This window comes from Streptomyces sp. NPDC001493, from assembly GCF_053597235.1.
In genome coordinates, this window is the sequence record NZ_JBSFHV010000011.1 from 133,578 (window position 1) to 149,617 (window position 16,040).

At 72.0% G+C, this 16,040-nt stretch carries 15 protein-coding genes and 1 tRNA gene; 4 read left to right on the forward strand and 12 right to left on the reverse strand.

Annotated elements, in window-relative coordinates:
- Window positions 1-71: 71 nt before the first annotated feature.
- Window positions 72-989 (reverse strand): LysR substrate-binding domain-containing protein, encoded by a 918-nt coding sequence (locus tag ACWCWD_RS17650; protein WP_450773720.1) that lies wholly within the window; start codon window positions 987-989, stop codon window positions 72-74.
- An 80-nt stretch (window positions 990-1,069) separates the two neighbouring features.
- On the opposite strand from ACWCWD_RS17650, the gene ACWCWD_RS17655 reads away from it, so the two are divergent.
- Together ACWCWD_RS17655 and ACWCWD_RS17660 are read left to right on the forward strand one after the other, a co-directional pair.
- Window positions 1,070-1,735, forward strand: coding sequence for an MOSC domain-containing protein (locus ACWCWD_RS17655; RefSeq protein WP_450773721.1), 666 nt, complete (start codon window positions 1,070-1,072; stop codon window positions 1,733-1,735).
- 48 nt (window positions 1,736-1,783) lie between these two features.
- On the forward strand, window positions 1,784-2,257 hold the full coding sequence (locus tag ACWCWD_RS17660) for a DUF5959 family protein (protein WP_450773722.1): 474 nt from the start codon (window positions 1,784-1,786) through the stop codon (window positions 2,255-2,257).
- A gap of 84 nt (window positions 2,258-2,341) precedes the next feature.
- Here the strand turns inward: ACWCWD_RS17660 and ACWCWD_RS17665 are convergent, their stop codons facing one another.
- Complete coding sequence (locus tag ACWCWD_RS17665) at window positions 2,342-3,799, reverse strand: MFS transporter (RefSeq protein ID WP_450773723.1); 1,458 nt, start codon at window positions 3,797-3,799, stop codon at window positions 2,342-2,344.
- A 205-nt stretch (window positions 3,800-4,004) separates the two neighbouring features.
- Between ACWCWD_RS17665 and ACWCWD_RS17670 the strand changes: the two genes are divergently transcribed.
- Window positions 4,005-4,460 carry a MarR family winged helix-turn-helix transcriptional regulator gene (locus tag ACWCWD_RS17670; RefSeq protein ID WP_450773724.1) on the forward strand — a complete coding sequence of 152 codons (456 nt, stop codon included), beginning with the start codon at window positions 4,005-4,007 and terminating at the stop codon, window positions 4,458-4,460.
- 102 nt (window positions 4,461-4,562) lie between these two features.
- On the opposite strand, the gene ACWCWD_RS17675 is transcribed toward ACWCWD_RS17670, so the two are convergent.
- Both ACWCWD_RS17675 and ACWCWD_RS17680 read right to left on the reverse strand, forming a co-directional pair.
- Window positions 4,563-5,156: a hypothetical protein gene (locus ACWCWD_RS17675; protein ID WP_450773725.1), complete on the reverse strand. Its 594-nt coding sequence runs from the start codon at window positions 5,154-5,156 to the stop codon at window positions 4,563-4,565.
- A 99-nt stretch (window positions 5,157-5,255) separates the two neighbouring features.
- Window positions 5,256-5,447, reverse strand: a complete 192-nt coding sequence (locus ACWCWD_RS17680) for a hypothetical protein (protein ID WP_450773726.1) — start codon at window positions 5,445-5,447, stop codon at window positions 5,256-5,258.
- 331 nt (window positions 5,448-5,778) lie between these two features.
- On the opposite strand from ACWCWD_RS17680, the gene ACWCWD_RS17685 reads away from it, so the two are divergent.
- Window positions 5,779-6,399 carry a TetR/AcrR family transcriptional regulator gene (locus tag ACWCWD_RS17685; protein ID WP_450773727.1) on the forward strand — a complete coding sequence of 207 codons (621 nt, stop codon included), beginning with the start codon at window positions 5,779-5,781 and terminating at the stop codon, window positions 6,397-6,399.
- Here ACWCWD_RS17685 and ACWCWD_RS17690 read toward each other — a convergent pair.
- The 8 genes from ACWCWD_RS17690 to ACWCWD_RS17725 form a co-directional block, all read right to left on the reverse strand.
- Window positions 6,377-7,735, reverse strand: coding sequence for an MATE family efflux transporter (locus ACWCWD_RS17690; RefSeq protein ID WP_450773728.1), 1,359 nt, complete (start codon window positions 7,733-7,735; stop codon window positions 6,377-6,379). The genes ACWCWD_RS17685 and ACWCWD_RS17690 overlap by 23 nt on opposite strands.
- Window positions 7,732-8,718 carry a phosphotransferase family protein gene (locus ACWCWD_RS17695; protein WP_450773729.1) on the reverse strand — a complete coding sequence of 329 codons (987 nt, stop codon included), beginning with the start codon at window positions 8,716-8,718 and terminating at the stop codon, window positions 7,732-7,734. Before ACWCWD_RS17695 ends, ACWCWD_RS17690 begins: the two co-directional genes overlap by 4 nt.
- 564 nt (window positions 8,719-9,282) lie before the next feature.
- A tRNA-Leu gene (locus tag ACWCWD_RS17700) sits at window positions 9,283-9,365 on the reverse strand.
- A gap of 274 nt (window positions 9,366-9,639) precedes the next feature.
- Window positions 9,640-12,090 carry a glycosyl hydrolase 2 galactose-binding domain-containing protein gene (locus ACWCWD_RS17705; RefSeq protein ID WP_450773730.1) on the reverse strand — a complete coding sequence of 817 codons (2,451 nt, stop codon included), beginning with the start codon at window positions 12,088-12,090 and terminating at the stop codon, window positions 9,640-9,642.
- Complete coding sequence (locus ACWCWD_RS17710) at window positions 12,087-13,004, reverse strand: ATP-binding cassette domain-containing protein (protein WP_450773731.1); 918 nt, start codon at window positions 13,002-13,004, stop codon at window positions 12,087-12,089. Before ACWCWD_RS17710 ends, ACWCWD_RS17705 begins: the two co-directional genes overlap by 4 nt.
- Window positions 12,989-13,930: an ABC transporter ATP-binding protein gene (locus tag ACWCWD_RS17715; RefSeq protein ID WP_390960276.1), complete on the reverse strand. Its 942-nt coding sequence runs from the start codon at window positions 13,928-13,930 to the stop codon at window positions 12,989-12,991. The genes ACWCWD_RS17710 and ACWCWD_RS17715 overlap by 16 nt, the downstream gene beginning before the upstream one ends.
- 4 nt (window positions 13,931-13,934) lie before the next feature.
- Entirely contained in the window at window positions 13,935-14,897 is a 963-nt protein-coding gene (locus ACWCWD_RS17720; RefSeq protein WP_450773732.1) for an ABC transporter permease, read from the reverse strand.
- Window positions 14,894-15,889 carry an ABC transporter permease gene (locus ACWCWD_RS17725; protein ID WP_327177516.1) on the reverse strand — a complete coding sequence of 332 codons (996 nt, stop codon included), beginning with the start codon at window positions 15,887-15,889 and terminating at the stop codon, window positions 14,894-14,896. Before ACWCWD_RS17725 ends, ACWCWD_RS17720 begins: the two co-directional genes overlap by 4 nt.
- Window positions 15,890-16,040: the final 151 nt, after the last annotated feature.

The following is a 16,040-nucleotide window of genomic DNA, read 5'->3' on the forward strand; positions in this document are numbered from 1 at the left end:
CCGACCGGGTCGGCAGGACCGGCAGGACCGGCAGGACCGGCGGAACCGGCGGAACCGGGGGAACCGGGTGATCAGCGCGCCGCCGCCAGCGACAGCTGGTCCAGGGTGGCCGCAACGGCGGGGACCCGCGCCAGGTCGGGCAGGGTCAGCGCCACGATCTCGCGCACCACGGCGGGCTCCACCGTCACGGTCAAGGCCCCCTTGGGCCGTACCGACTCGATCGCCAGCGCGGGCAGTACCGCCACTCCGAGCCCGGCGCCGACCAGTCCGATCACGGCGGGGTAGTCGTCGGTGGCGAAGTCGATACGGGGGGTGAAGCCGGACTCCTCGCAGACCTCCACGAGCTGCCGGCGGCAGCGCGGGCAGCCGGCGATCCACGGGTCCCCGGCGAGTTCGCCGATGTCGATGGCGTCCGTCCCGGCCAGCCGGTGGTCCTCGGGCAGCAGCCCGATCAGTCGGTCCGCGAGCAGCGGCCGTACCACCAGGTCGTTCCAGTCGCCGTCGCCGCTCTCCGCGCCGTCACCGCCGCCGGAGTTCCCGTACCGGAAGGCCAGCGCGATGTCGCAGTCCCCGTCGCGGAGCATCTCCACGGACCGGGGCGGTTCGGCCTCCACCAGCGAGACCTGGGTGCCGGGGTGCTCGGCGCGCAGCGCGGCGAGGGCGCCGGGGACCAGGGTGGAGCTGCCGCTGGGGAAGGAGACGAGCCGGACCCGGCCCGCCCGCAGCCCCGCGATGGCGGCGACCTCCTCCTCGGCGGCGGTGAGCCCGGCGAGGATGCCGGAGGCGTGCCGGACCAGGGCCTCGCCGGCCTGGGTGAGCCGCATCTCCCGGCCCGTACGGATCAGGAGCGGTGTCCCGACCGACGATTCCAGTGCCTTCATCTGCTGGCTGATGGCCGGCTGGGTGAAGCCCAGCTCGCGGGCGGCGGCGGAGAACGAGCCGGTGGTGGCGACGGCGCGCAGGACGCGGAGATGACGGGCTTCGATCACTTCTCCACCATAAGCGTCACTTCTGATGATCGCGAAAAATTGCCGTGCGGCTTTGATGTCCGGCGTTCTAACCTTGCTCCATGCATCTGCTGACCGTGAACGTCGGGATCGCCCGTCACTCCGAGCACACCAGCGCCCGCGACGGCCTCACCGGCATCGACAAGCGCCCGGTGGAGGGCCCGGTGCGGGTGACCGACCCGGGGCCGAAGGGCGTCGGCGGCAGCGGTCTGGCCGGGGACACCGTCTGCGACCTGCGCCACCACGGCGGGAGCGACCAGGCGGTGTACGCGTACGCCCGCGAGGAGCTCGACGCCTGGGAGCGGAAGCTGGGCAGGCCGCTGGCGAACGGGATCTTCGGCGAGAACCTCACGACCCTGGGCCTGGAGGTCAGCGAGGCGCTGGTCGGCGAGCGGTGGCGGATCGGTGAGGAGCTGGTCCTGGAGGTGACCGACGGCCGCATCCCGTGCCGTACGTTCGCGGGCCACGTACAGGAGGAGCGCTGGGTGAAGCGCTTCAGCCAGGAGGCGGTGACCGGTGCGTACCTGCGGGTCATCACCCCCGGCTCCATCAGCGCCGGGGACCCGATCGAGATCGTCCACCGCCCGGACCACGCGGTGACCGCGTCCCTCGCGTTCCGCTCGTTCACCGACCGCACGCTGCTGCCGAGCGTGCTCCCGGCGGGCGAGGCGCTGCACACGGAGCTGCTGGCGGCGGCGCGGGAGTACGTGGCGAAGCAGGGGGTCTGAAGCGCGTCACGAGAGAGGAAGCGCCCCGAGGGAGAGACGAGCACGCCCATGACCGAACCCGCTCCGGTGGACCTGGTCCACCTCGCCGATCCGGACGGGAACCGCTGCGTCGTACGCGTCACGGGGCGGTCCCAGCCGGGGGTGCTGACCGGCCACGACATTCTGTGCGCCGAGGTGCTCGCCTCCACGGGCTTCGTCGACGCCCGGCTCGACTTCCACCTCATGCCGGAGGACCTGGACTCCTGGGAGCGGGAGCTCGCCGGTCTGGCGCCGGGCGGTACGGCGCGCCTCGGCGATGAGGACGCCCTGAGTCTCGACATCCACCTGCACGAGGACTGCGGTTGGCTGTCGATCGAGGTCGACGACCCGGACCGCCTGACGGCGCTCTGGGGGACCCGGCCGGACAGGGGCTGGATCGCTGAGCACCGGGAGCGTCTGGAGCAGGTCCGGCGGGCCTGGCCCCGGGAGGTCGTCGAGACGTCCCCGGGAGCCTACGTATGGAGCCCCGACCGCAGGCGGTGACACCGCCGGCTCCCGCACGAGGAGGAGGGCCCCGCACACCGAGGTGTGCGGGGCCCTCCTCCTCGTAGCGCTTCGGACGACGCGTCAGGCGGCTTCGACGGCGGCCTTCGCGGCCGGGGCCTCGCCGGCCTCGTCCTTGTCGGCGGCCGGGCGGACGAGGCCCGGGATGAACGCGGCGACGGCGGCGGCGACCAGGGCGACGCCGCAGCCGACCGTCAGGCCGACGCGGAAGCCGTCCTCGGAGGCGAGGGTGTGGCCGCCGAGGTTGATGGTCATCTGGGCGAGGACCACACCGATGACGGCCGAGCCGATGGTCGTACCGAGCGAGCGCATCAGGGTGTTGAACCCGTTGGCGGCGGCGGTCTCGGAGATCGGGACCGAGCTCATGATCAGGGCGGGCATCGCGCCGTAGGCGAGGCCGACGCCGCTGTTGATGACGATTCCGACGATCATCAGGCCCCAGGCGGAGCCCATGAGGACGAGGGAGAGGCCGTAGCCGGCGGAGATGACGAGCGCGCCGAGGACGAGGGCGATCTTCGGGCCGCGGGCGTTGATCAGCTTCCCGCCGAGCGGGGAGACGATCATCATCATCACGCCGCCGGGGGCCATCCAGAGGCCGCACGCGAGCATCGACTGGCCCAGGCCGTAGCCGGTGGCCTCGGGGAACTGGAGGAGCTGCGGGGCGATCAGCATGAAGGAGTACATGCCGACGCCGACCAGGATCGAGGAGATGTTGGTCATGAGGACGCGGGGGCGGGCGGTGGTCCGCAGGTCGACCAGCGGGTCGCGGGTGCGGAGCTCGTAGAAGCCCCAGACGCCCAGGGCGACGACGGCCACGGCGAACAGGCCGAGCGTGGTGCCGGAGGCCCAGCCCCAGTCGGCGCCCTTGGAGATGGCGAGCAGCAGGGAGACCAGGCCGATGGCGAGCCCGACCGCTCCGGGTGCGTCGAAGCGCTGGCCCTTGGCCCCGGCGGGGACGTCGGGGACGAAGGTGTGGATCAGTACGGCGACGATCAGCGCGAGCACCGCGGAGCCCCAGAACAGGACCCGCCAGCTGGTGTACTCGGCGACGGCGGCGGAGATCGGCAGGCCGAGCGCGCCACCGATGCCCATGGAGGCGCTGACCAGGGCGATCGAGCTGCTGAGCTTCTCGGCGGGGACCACGTCACGGAGGAGCGCGATGCCGAGCGGCACCATGCCCATGCCCATGCCCTGGAGACCCCGGCCGATGATCATCGGCACGATGGAGGAGGACAGCGCGCAGACCACGGAGCCGACGATCAGCGGGACGGCGCAGGCCAGGAGCATCCGGCGCTTGCCGAGGAGGTCGCCGAGGCGGCCGGTGACCGGCACGCAGACGCCCGCGACGAGCAGCGTGACCGTGATCACCCAGGCCGTGTTCGAGGAGGAGGTGTGCAGGATCTGCGGGAGCTCGGCGATCAGCGGGGTGACCAGGGTCTGCATGATCGCGGCGGCGGTGCCGGCGAGGGCCAGCGTGGTGATCACGCCACCTGTGCGGGCCGTGGGCTGGGGGGCGTCCATAACGCGATTCCTCGATGTGGGTCGGGACGGGAGGTCCGGGACGAAAATCGGGCGGGCTGGAGCAGGGCGGAACACGGGCGGGCATCGTGCACTCCCATTGCATTATGCATGTCGTGTGCTCGATGCACATCCTGTGCCAGGATGGAGCCGGGCCACCCGGGACCCCGACGCACCGGCCCGGCAGGAAGCTGGAGGCATCCCACCCATGGACAGGGCCGTCAAGGACGTCGAGTACGAGCAGATGCTGCTCAGCCGCCACGGGCTCCTGAACCACCGCAAGGGCCGCCGTGAGGACGGCGTCCTGGAGCGCAGCGCGTACATCCTGCTCAGCCGCATCCGCATTCAAGGCCCGATGTCCATCGGGGAGTTGAGCGAGGCGTTCGACCTCGACACCTCGACGCTCAACCGTCAGACCACGGCGGCGATGCGCGCCGGACTCGTCCAGCGCATCCCCGACCCGGCGGGCGGGATGGCCCGCAAGTTCCGCATCACCGCCGAGGGCAGCCGGATCCTCGACGAGGAACGCGAGGGGACGGTCGAGTCCCTGGGCCGGGTCATGGTCGACTGGCCGCGCGAGGACGTCGCCGCCTTCGCCGGCTACCTCCGCCGGTTCAACTCGGACCTCGAACGCCTCGGCGGACGGCCGTGGCCCCGGCCCTGAGCCGTGCGGGGCGGCCCACCACCCCTCCCCCGCCCCGAACCCGGCGGCGCGACTCGGCGGTCACCTCGGGACCGGGACCGGGACCGGGACCGGCGCGATGGCTCACCCGCCGCCTCGGGCCGTCCGCCCACCGGCGTCCGGGAAGTCCCTGGCCTTGATCTTCGCCATCCGGCCGTCGGGGTGGTGCCAGACGATGCCCTCGCACCCGTCGGCCGACGCCAGCGCGAGCACGCGTGCGCGGACTCCCTCGAACGTCAGGACCGCCACGTCGAGCCGCTCGGCGGTGGCGTGCTCGACGAGCCGATGCTCACCACTGCGCTCGGGGTTCCCGTTGATCCTCGGCCCGATCAGCTCGTACGTCCCCGGGGGCCACTCCCGTACACCGCCGGCGGCCAGGGCCTCCGCGTGGAACTTCGCGAAGGACGACAGCGCGACCGGCTCCCAGCCGACCGTCTTCCCCGTGGCCGGGTCCGTGGACAGCGGCACGAACCCCGGGGGCGCCGCCCGCCCGGCCCGCACCTCGCGCCGCGCCCACCAGTCCCCCGCCCCGTCCACCCGTACGCATGTGCCGTCGTACTTGCGGGTGGCCACGCCCTCTCCGGCGAGCACCCAGTCGCAACCGGGCGTCACCTCGGGGAGTACGCCCGCCGGGCGGGTCGTGAAGTCGCGCAGGAACAGCGTGGGAATCTTCCGCATCGCCCCATCCTCCCGGTCAACGCGCCTTCGCGCACCGGAATTTGGGCGGCACGGAGGAGCCGGCGGGACGGCCGTGGAAGGCGCTGCCGGGAACGCCGGTCACCCCGCCCCCGCGCGCCCCGGTCCCACCCCGCCGTCGATGAGGCGTCGCAGCTTCGCCTTGCCGGGCGTACGGGGCACGCACTCCGGGGAGTTGGGCGGGTGGGCGTAGGCATCGGCCCGCGCCCCGGACATGCTGTCCGCCTCCGACACCAGCACGGCCGGTCCGAGAATGGCCTGATCGCAGTCCACACAGATCAACGGAACCTCCGCCATTCCTCGGCCAGACGCGACGCGGACGCGCAGCGTTCACCCGCACGGCAGGTCGGGCACTGGATGGTATGCCTCAGATACGCACGGTATGCGGCATCGGGCTCCGCCGCGCGAGGTCCCTCTCGTTGTGTCGTCACGTAGGGATTCGGGTGGCGGAGGGCGCCCGGATGAGGGTCGGGACGAGATGGCCGAAACCGTCCGACGGTTGCCGGTCGGGGCGCTGGGACGGAGTTCCGGAGGACCTCGCTCGGGCGACGGCGGCACGGCGGGCGCTGCGCACCCGCGTCCTCGCCGCTGCGAGGATGGAGGCATGTCGGATGAAGCCAAGGTGCCCACCTCCTCGGACGGGTATGCGAAGGGGCGGGCGCGCCGCGAGCAGATCGTGACGACGGCTGTCGAGGTGTACGCGGACAAGGGGTTTCACGGCGCCTCGTTGCGGGAGATCGCGAAGCGGGCAGGGATCAGCCACGTGGGTCTCCACTACTACTTCCCCAGCCGTGAGGCGCTGTTGGCGGCCGTACTGGAGCGCCGGGACGAGGAGGACTCCGCGCGGCTCGCGCCGAAGGTGTTCACCCCCAGGGCGGTGGTGCGGCATCTGCTCGATCTGGCCGATCACAATGCCCGGCATCCGGGCATGGTGGAGCTGTACGTGCGTCTCGCGGCGGAGGCGATCACCGAAGATCATCCCGCCCACCAGTACTTCAGGGAGCACTACGGGGCGACGCGGGAGTACGTGTGCCGGGCGCTGCGGGAGCTGGCGGAGCAGGGGGCGCTGCGGGACGGGGTGGATCCGCAGGTGGCCGCGGCCGGGTTCGTGGCGTTGATGGACGGGTTGCAGGTGCAGTGGCTGACGAATCCGAGTTCGGTGGACATGCCCGGGGTGCTGAGTTCCTACGTGGAGCAGCTCCTCAGGGAGTCTTCGGCGCAGTGATGTGCAGGCGTCGCAGCAGCAGGAGCGCGACGGCCGCGGTGGCCACTTCGCCCGCGGCCAGCGCGGTCCACACGCCGGTCGTGCCCAGCCGGCCCAGGACGGCGACCAGCGGGACCTTGATCAGGAGCAGGGTGCCGAGGGAGAGGAGGTACGCGGGTGCGGGGCGGCCCAGTGACTGGGCGTAGGCCGCGACGAGCGGGCCGATCCCGGCGACGGTCATCCCGATCGCGATGACCGTCAGCGCCTGTCCGGCGGCGGTGACGGTGTCGGCGTCGTTCAGGAAGAGACCGGCCAGGGGCCCGGCGAGCACCGCGAGGGCCGCGGCGGTGAGCAGCCCGTACAGGAGGGAGGCGGACAGCGCGTAGTCACGGGCTTTGTGCGCCCGGCCGGTCAGGCCGCGGCCCGCGTTGTAGCCGACTATGGGCTGCAGTCCTTGGCTGATGCCGGTGTGCGGCATCAGCACGAAGGTCTGCAGGCGGGCGCAGACGGCGTAGGCGGCGAGTGCGGTGGCCGAGCCGGTGGCCGCGAGAGTGGCATTGACGAGGACGGCCAGGAGCGTGACGCCGGCTCCGGCCAGGAACGAGGGCAGGCCGACGCCCAGCAGCTCTCGCAGGGTCGGACCGTGGGGCAGCAGGTCCCGGGGACCGATGCGGTAGGGGCGCCGCCTCTGCGCGAAGAAGAACCACAGGCTCATCGCCGCGGAGACGGCCTGGCCGCCGACGGTGCCGAGCGCGGCACCCCGTACTCCCATGTCGCATCCGAGGATCAGCAGTGGGTCGAGGGTGATCTGTACGGCGACGGGCAGGAGCCACAGCAGGGTTGAGAATCCCATGCGGCCTTCGGCTCGCACCAGGCTGGAGAAGCCGGTGGACACCAGGGCCCCGCCCAGCAGCACCACGGCGTAGGGACGGGCGGTCGTGCCCAGTTCGCCGGTGGCGCCGAGCAGGGTGAGCAGCGGGTCGAGGAAGGCCAGGCCGAGCACGGTGGTGGCGGTGGCGCAGGCCCAGAACAGGACGAAGGAGTTGCCCGCCGCGCGGGCGGCGGCCCGCTGGTCTCCCGCGCCCAGGGCACGGGAGACCAGGGAGGCGCCGCCCGCCCCGACGGTGGTGGACGCCGCGCCCAGCAACAGCAGCAGCGGGGCGACCAGGTTGACCGCGGCCATCGCGGTGTCGCCCACACCGCGGCCGACGAACCAGGCGTTGGTCAGGGCGTAGACGCCGTACACGCCGACGGCCGCGGTGGTCTGGGTGCAGGTGCGCCACAGCAGCCCTCCGACCGGGTCGGTGCCGAGTCTGGTGGTGTGGTCCGTGGCGTCGGTCGTTCGTGCGGAAGTCACCGTCGGGTGCGGCCGAGCAGGGCCATGACCTCGTCGAGGTGGGGGCGCGCCCAGTCGTACTGCTTGGTGTCGGCGTGGCCGCGGTACACGGTCTCGATGACCATGACCAGCATCAGGTGCAGGCAGTACAGGTGGCGGCGCGTCCGTTCGGTGTCGGTCAGCTCGCCGTGCCCGTAGCCGCGCATGAAGGGTGCCGGGTCGCCGAAGGCGGATATGCCGATTCCGGCGAAACCGGCCTCGATCAACGGGTCGCCGTAGAAGGCTCGTTCGTGGTCGATGATGCAGGCGATCCTGCCGTCGCGGACCATGGTGTTGCTGTCCCACAGGTCCCACTCGACCAGGCGGGGTTCGGTGACCTCGTCGAGGCTGTCGGCGTGCTCCGCCACGACCGCCCGGACACTGTCGTAGTCCCAGCCGATGTCGACTCCGCGACGCTCTCCGTCGGCGAGGACGTCCTCGATCAGGGCGGTGAACGCCTGCCGCCAGTCGGCATGGCCGGGCCCGGCCAGCGGCCCGAAGTGTCCGCCGCGGACGGAGTTGATCTCCCGGTTGACGGAGCCGAGCTGCCCCATGAGGGCGTCGCGTTCGGCGGCCGGAAGCGTCTCGCCGACGATGCCCAGGTTGTCCGCGTCGATGTACGGCATGAAGAAGTAGTCGGCGTCGCACAGGTCCCGGCTCTGATCCGCGAAATCGACCGCCGGGACCGGCACGGTGGTCCGGGTGCGCAGAAGCTCCAGCGTGTGCAGTTCGATGGACATGGCGCCGCGCTCATAGGTCATCACCTCCACCGCGGGGGGCGGGGCGATCTTCAGTACGACCTCGGCACCGTCACGCAGCCGGATGCGGTAGGCGACGTTGAACCAGCCGTGCCCCAGCTCGCTCGCCCAGCCGTCTCCGACCGGGACCCGATCGGCCCCGTAGGCGCGCTCGATCATGGCGCGCAGCACCTCGGCGGGCTGCCTGTTCTTCGTGATGCTCTCCACACCAGGTCCCTTCGTCGACGGCGCCCGGGTGGCGCCCGCTGCGAGCGCGGCGCCCCCTGGGCCGGACCGGAGACGCGGCCGCACGGGACTACCGGCGGCACATACTTACCACGTGTTCGAAATCTTCTCCAGAGAGTTCCGGGCACCCCCGGACACCCGGATCCGCACGCACCCGGATCCGCACGCGCACGGCCGCCGGCATCCATGGCCGCCCGCCCGGGCGTCGCGTGCGTCGGCAGCCGGGCCACCCGCCTCCCCGAGGGCCGGCTGCCACCGACTCGATCACGCCTCGATCCGGCCCTGGAGGATGCCGAACAGCACCATCGGCGGGGGCGCGGCTCAGCCGCCATCGGCGGGGCGCGGCTCAGCCGTTCCGGCCGCTCGCCCCCCCGCGGGCACACCTGCCCGGCCGTCGGATCGATGCCGCGTTCAGCCGGCAGTGGCGGCGGATCGGCGGTGGAGAACATGCCGCGCGTGGCCATGACATCCGGATGCCACCGCTGGTCCAGTCTTCTCGTCACGCCGCCTCCCCCGTGGGGGGGGCGGAGCCGCGATGAGAATGGGTGCCCGGAGCCGGACTCGAACCGGCACGCCCCCGAGGGGCAGCGAGGTTTAAGCTCGCCGTGTCTGCGTTCCACCACCCGGGCTGGCGCGCGGCTCCGCGTCGGGACTTGACCCTATCCGGGGGTGTCCCCCACCAGCGGAGCAGTAGCGCGATGTTGTCTTATTTTATTGATCGCTTGATGGTGCGTCAGCCCATGCTCGGAGGTCATGACCACGGCCCGGACCCGATCATGGTCCCTCTCCCCGGCGCACGGGATTGACGGAAAGTCGCCGCACTCTTACGGACGAATCCGCCGGACCTCCACCACCCCTCGCCAGGGCCTCGCCACCCCTGTCCTCGCCCGGCCCCTTCCCCGGTCAGTCGGCCGCGTCCGCGGAGGTGTCGTTCACGCACCGCAGCACCGGCTTCCGGGTGAGGGCGTCCGGGTCGGCGAGGGGGGCTCCGGTGACGCGGAAGAGGGCGGTTTCGCCGGGCAGCAGGGTCGCGAGCATGTCGTCCACCCGGGCCGCCGGGTCCAGGCGGTCGGGGAAGAGCGCGAGGTCGCGCAGGAGGGTGTGGGCGGTCACCCGTACCTCGTAGGCGGCGGGACCGTCGGGGGTGACGGTCGCCGTCCAGCGGGCCGGGGGGAGGTCCACGGCGGGGTCCTCCGCGTAGAACTCCACGGTCCGCAGTTCCCCGAGCCGTACCGTCAGCAGTTCGCGCGCCGGGTCGGCCGGGGTGGCGACGGACGGCGGGAGGGGTACGCGGGTGACGTCCCGGGCGCCCGTGGTGACGGGCAGCCGCTCCTCGGCGAGCACGGTGCCGTCGAGCGCGTGCCGGGTCAGGTGGAGGGTGCCGTCCCAGGGTTCGGCGGAGTCGTTGACCAGGTGGAGGGTGGCGTCGCGGAGGACGGCGAGGCGGTCGGCGTACACCGAACGCAGGGCGTACCAGAGGGGTTTGCGGCGGCCGTCGCCGTCGAGGGCGGACCAGGAGACGACCGGCCAGCAGTCGTTGAGCTGCCAGACGACGGAACCCATGCAGTACGGGGTGTGGCTGCGGAAGTGGCGGATGCCGAAGGCGACGGCGCGGGCCTGGTTGAGCTGGGTGAGCCAGTGCCAGTCGTCGAAGGAGGCGGCGCCGGTGCCGCCGGGCCGCGGGAGGTGGTCGCCGAGGCCCCGGAGCAGCTTGGCGTCGCCGTCCTCGGCCTTCTGGTGGTGGCGTACGTACGGGGCGTCGGGCGCGAGCGGGCCGCTGACCGCGCGCCGGAGGGTGGCGTACGCGGGCGGGCCCTGGAAGCCGAACTCGGCGACGAAGCGGTGCGCGTGGTCGGCGTAGTGGTGGTAGTCCACCCGGTTCCACACGTCCCAGAGGTGGACCGTTCCCGACTCCGGTGCGTTGGGCGGGAGTTCGGGCGAGCCGGAGTAGGGCGAGCCGGGCCAGTACGGGCGGGTGGGGTCGAGTTCGGCACAGATCGCGGGGAGCAGCTCGTGGTAGTAGCCGTACCCCCAGGTGCGGTCACCCAGCTCCTTGACCCAGCCCCAGTCGGCGTGGCCCTCCAGGTTCTCGTTGTTGCCGCACCACAGGACGAGGGAGGGGTGCGGGGCGAGGCGGGCGACGTTCTCCCGGGCCTCGGCCGCGACCTCGTCCCACAGCGGCTGCTCCTCCGGGTAGGCGGCGCAGGCGAAGGGGAAGTCCTGCCAGACCAACAGGCCCTTTTCGTCGGCGAGTTGGTAGAAGTCGTCGCTCTCGTAGAGGCCGCCGCCCCAGACGCGTACGAGGTTGACCCCGGCGGCGACGGCTTCGTCGAGCCGGTCGGAGAGGTGCTGCCGGGTGATCCGGGACGGGAAGCAGTCGTCGGGGATCCAGTTCACGCCCCGGACGAACACCGGTTCGTCGTTGACGGCGATGCGGAACGCCTCGCGCTCCAGGGCGACCGTGCGGAAGCCGGTCCTGCCCTGCCAGACGTGGTCGCCGAGCCGGACCTCGACGGCGTAGAGCGGCTGCTCGCCGTGGCTGTGCGGCCACCAGCGTTCGGCCCCCGGTACGGGCACCACGAGGGTCGCGGTCGTCCCGTCGGCGGGGACGGTCAACGAACGCTGCTCGCCCGCGACTTCGACGTACGCGGTAAGCGCCTTCGCGCGGTCGCCGCGCTCGCCCCGGCGGTCCACCGTCAGCGTGGCGGTCAGGCGCGGCACGCCCTCCGGGTCCACGTCGCCGAGGAGCTTCACCCCGGCGATCCGGGGGCCGGTCCAGGTCTCCAGCGCGGCGGGGCGCCAGATGCCGGAGGTGACGAGGGTCGGGCCCCAGTCCCAGCCGAAGTTGCAGGCCATCTTGCGGATGAAGGCATACGGCTCCGCGTAGGCGCCGGGGCGGTCGCCGAGGCGTTCGCGGAGTGCTTCCGCGTAGGCGTACGGGGCGGTGAAGCGGATCTCCAGGGTGTTGGCGCCCTCGCGCAGCAGGTGCTCGGCCGGGAAGCGGTAGGAGCGGTGCTGGTTGGCGGTGCGGCCGAGCTCGGTGCCGTTCAGGGTGACGGTGGCGACGGTGTCGAGGCCGTCGAAACAGAGGTCCGCGCGGAGGTCCGCGGAGGAGGCTTCCGCGGCGGAGCGGTGGAACGTGGTGCGGTACGTCCAGTCGGTGCGGCCGATCCAGCCGAGCCGGTTCTCGTTGTCGTCCAGGTACGGGTCGTCGATGAGCCCCGCCGCGAGGAGGTCGGTGTGGACGCAGCCGGGGACGGTGGCGGGTACGCCGCCGGCCGGGAGGGTCACCGGGACCGGCCCGTCCGGGTGCAGCGTCCAGCCGTCGGCGAGGGGCAGTCGGTGGAGAGTCACGCGGTGATCCTTCCGCAGTCGGGGAGCGCGGCACAGGCCACGTAGTGATCGGGTTCCGCCTGGTACAGCCCGCCGGAGCCGTCCGGTTCCGCCGCCCCCGCGTGGTACGCGCACCGCTCCACCGGTTCCGGCGGGTCCCAGGGGGTGTTGAGCCGGGGCACGGCGGCCAGCAGGGTCCGGGTGTACGGGTGCAGGGGGTTGCCGAACACCTTCTGGGTGTCGCCGCGTTCGACGACCCGGCCCCGGCGGAGTACCACGGTCCGTTCGGCGAGGTAGGTGCCGAGGGAGAGGTCGTGGGTGATGTAGAGGACGCCGAGGCCGCGTTCCTTCAGCCCGGCGAGCAGGTTGAGCACGTCGATGCGGGTGGAGGCGTCGAGCATGCTGGTGATCTCGTCGGCGACCAGGAAGCTCAGGTCGAGCAGGAGGGCGCGGGCGATGAGGAGGCGCTGCAGCTGGCCGCCGCTGAGCTGGTGCGGGTAGCGGCCGAGTACTTGGCCGGGGTCGAGGCGTACGTCGCGTACCGCCTTCTCGACGCGCTCCGCCCACTCCCGGTCGCCGACGCCGGGGTGGTAGGCGCGGCGGATCATGGCGAAGACGCGGTCGGCCTTGAAGACGGGGTTGTAGCAGGAGAACGGGTCCTGGAAGACGCCCTGGACGCGGCGGTAGAAGTCCTTGCCCGGGCGGACGGGGGCGCCGTCCAGGGTGAGGCTGCCGCCGGAGATCTGGGTGAGGCCGAGGATCATGCGGCCGATGGTGGACTTGCCGCTGCCGCTCTCACCGATGAGGGAGACGACTTCGCCGGGCGCCGCGTCGAAGGAGACCCGGTCGACGGCGGTGACGGAGCCGCCGCCGAAGGCGCCCGCGCGGTAGGTCTTGGTGACTCGGTCCAGGGTCAGCATCATGCCTTCCAGCACGCGACGGAGTGACGGGGGGCGATCTCCACGACCGGCGGTTCCTCGGCGCATCCGGCGTCGGCGAGCGGGCAGCGGTCGCGGAAGCGGCAGCCGGCCGGCGGGTCGAGGAGCGAGGGAGGGGAGCCGGCGATGCCGCTGAGCGGCCGGTCGCGGTGGCGGACGCCGACCTCGGGGAGCGAGCCGAGGAGCATCCGGGTGTACGGGTGACGGGGTTCGGCGGTGAGGACCCGGGTCGGCGCCTTCTCGGCGAGCTTCCCCGCGTACATCACCATGATCGAGTCGGCGATGTGCGAGGTCAGCGCCAGGTCGTGGGTGATGAAGAGCATGCTGGTGACGAGGCCCGCGTCGCGCAGTCCGGTGAGCGCGGTGACGACCGCCTTCTGGGTGGAGACGTCGAGGGCGGAGGTGACCTCGTCGGCGATGAGGACGGCGGGGTCGAGCAGGGTGGAGATCACCATGACGGTGCGCTGCTTCATGCCGCCGGACAGCTCGATCGGGTAGCGGTCGAGGACGTCCCGGTCGAGTCCCACCAGGTCGAGCCGCCGGTGGAGTTCGGCGGTGTCCACGCTCACCCCGCGCGAGGCGAGGAGTTCGCGGATCATGCGGCCGATGCGCCGGGTCGGGTTGAGGGCGCTCATCGAGTACTGCGGTACGAGCGAGATCCGGTGGAAGCGGAAGGCGTTCATCGCCCGGTCGTCGGCGATGGGGACGTCCTCGCCGTCGAGGGTGACGGTGCCTCCGGCGTGCCGCATCCGGCCGTCCAGCCGGATCAGGGACTTGCCGAGGGTGGTCTTGCCGCAGCCGGACTCGCCCGCGAGGCCCAGGATCTCGCCGTCGGCCACGTCGAAGCCGACGCCGTCCAGCGCCCGGACCTCGCCGCGCAGGGTGCGGTAGTGGACCCGCAGGTCGGTGACGGTCAGCGTCATGTGCTCAGGACTCCCTCAGCTTCGGGTTGAAGACCTCGTCGAGGCCGACGTTGGCGACGTACAGCGCGCCGACGATGGCGGTGATCCCGGCACCCGGGGGCACGAACCACCACCACATGCCGAGTTGGAGCGCGCTCCACTGCTGGGCGCTCTGGAGCATCAGGCCGAGCGAGACGCCGCCGGTCGGCCCGAGGCCGATGAAGTCGAGCGAGGAGGCGATGAGGACGGACCCGCCGAAGAGCAGGATGAACATCATGAAGAGGTAGGAGCTCATGTTGGGCGCGATCTCGCGGAACACGATCCGCCAGGTGCCGTTGCCGCTGAGCCTGGCCAGGTCCACGAACTCCCGGGTGCGCAGGGTGAACGTCTGCGCGCGGATGGCGCGGGCCGCCCAGGGCCAGGAGGTGAGGCCGATGAACACCCCCTGCACGGGTACGGAGCGCACGCCCAGGTACGCGTTGATGATGAGCAGCACGGCGAGCGCCGGGATGACCAGCACCACGTTGGTGACCATGGTGAGGAGTTCGTCGAGGACCCCGCCCCGGTAGCCGGCGAAGAAGCCGACGAGCATCGCGACGACGGCGGCGATGGCCCCGCCGACCGCGCCGACCAGGAAGGTGGCGCGCAGCCCGTGCACGAACTGGGCGTACACGTCTTGGCCGAAGGTGGTGGTGCCCATCCAGTACGTGGAGTCGGGCGGCGCGGCCTGCGGGCCGCCGTAGGCGTTCGGGTCGGTGGTGTCGAGCAGGGGCGGGCCGAACAGCCCGAGGGCGAGCAGGACCAGGACGACGGTGAAGCCGATGAGCAGCTTCGGGTTGCGGACGGCGTAGTGGAGGGTCTCCCGGGCGGGTCCGACGGCCTTCGCCTCCGGGGCGGTCCCGACGGGTCCCGGGGTGGACCCGATGGCCCCGGGGGTGGACCCGACGGCATCCGGGGTGGACCCGGCCGGTCCGGGCGGTGCGCTCATGACTGGCCTCCTGCCATGCCGGTACGGGTCCGGGGATCCACGAGGACGTACACGACGTCGATGACGAAGTTGGCGATCAGTACGCCGATGACGATGAAGAGGAACGCCCCCTGGAGCAGGAAGAAGTCCTGGTTCTGGATGGCGGCGAGGATGAGCGAGCCGAGGCCCGGGTAGGCGAAGACGATCTCGGTGACCAGCGCCCCGGCGACCAGTACGCCCAATTGCAGCGCGAGTCCGGTGACTTGGGGCAGCACGGCGTTGCGGAAGGCGTAGCGCCGGATGAGCCGCTGGGGTGCGCCGAGGGCGGAGAGGTACGAGGAGTAGTCGGACTCCAGCTCGTAGATGATCATGTTGCGCATGCCGATGGCCCAGCCGCCGAGCGCGACGAGGAAGAGCGAGAGGAACGGCAGCACCCAGTGGTGCGCCAGGTCCAGGACGAAGTCGAGGGTCCAGCTGGGCTGGATGTCCAGGCTGTAGCCGCCGGAGATCGGGAACCATCCGGCCTTCGAGCCGAGGGCCCAGGCGAGGATGACGGCGATCCACATGTACGGCATCGCGGTGAGCAGGTAGCCCGCCGGGAGCACGGTGTTGTCGAGCACCTTGCGGCGGGCGGCGAGCGCACCGGCCCAGTTGCCGACGATCCAGCTGAGCAGCACCGCCGGGATCATCAGGCCCAGGGTGTACGGGAGGGCGTCGAGCAGCACGTCGGAGACGGGGGTCGGGAACACCCAGACGGAGATCCCGAAGTCGCCCTGGAACAGGGCGCCCCAGAAGTGCAGGTACTGCTGCCAGACGGGCTGGTCGAAGCCGAAGAGGTTGTTGTAGTAGGCGCGCATCGCCTCGGCCGCCTCCGGCTGGGAGACGCGGGCGCGGGAGACCATGGCGGCCACCGGGTCGCCCGGCATGAAGCGCGGGATCATCCAGTTGACGGTGACGGCGACGACGAAGGTCAGCGCGTAGACCAGGAGTTTTCGGGCGAAGTAGCGGCGCAAGGGAGCTCCCGTCGAGGTGCCCCGCCGGGGCGCGTGCGCCGTGGGGCGGCGCGCGGCGGGGCGGGGCGTTCAGAGGGCCGGGGCGGCAGGGGGCGCGAGGATGGGGGCGGGCCACCGGCCGGCGCGGCACGGAGGGGGTACGCGGATGGGG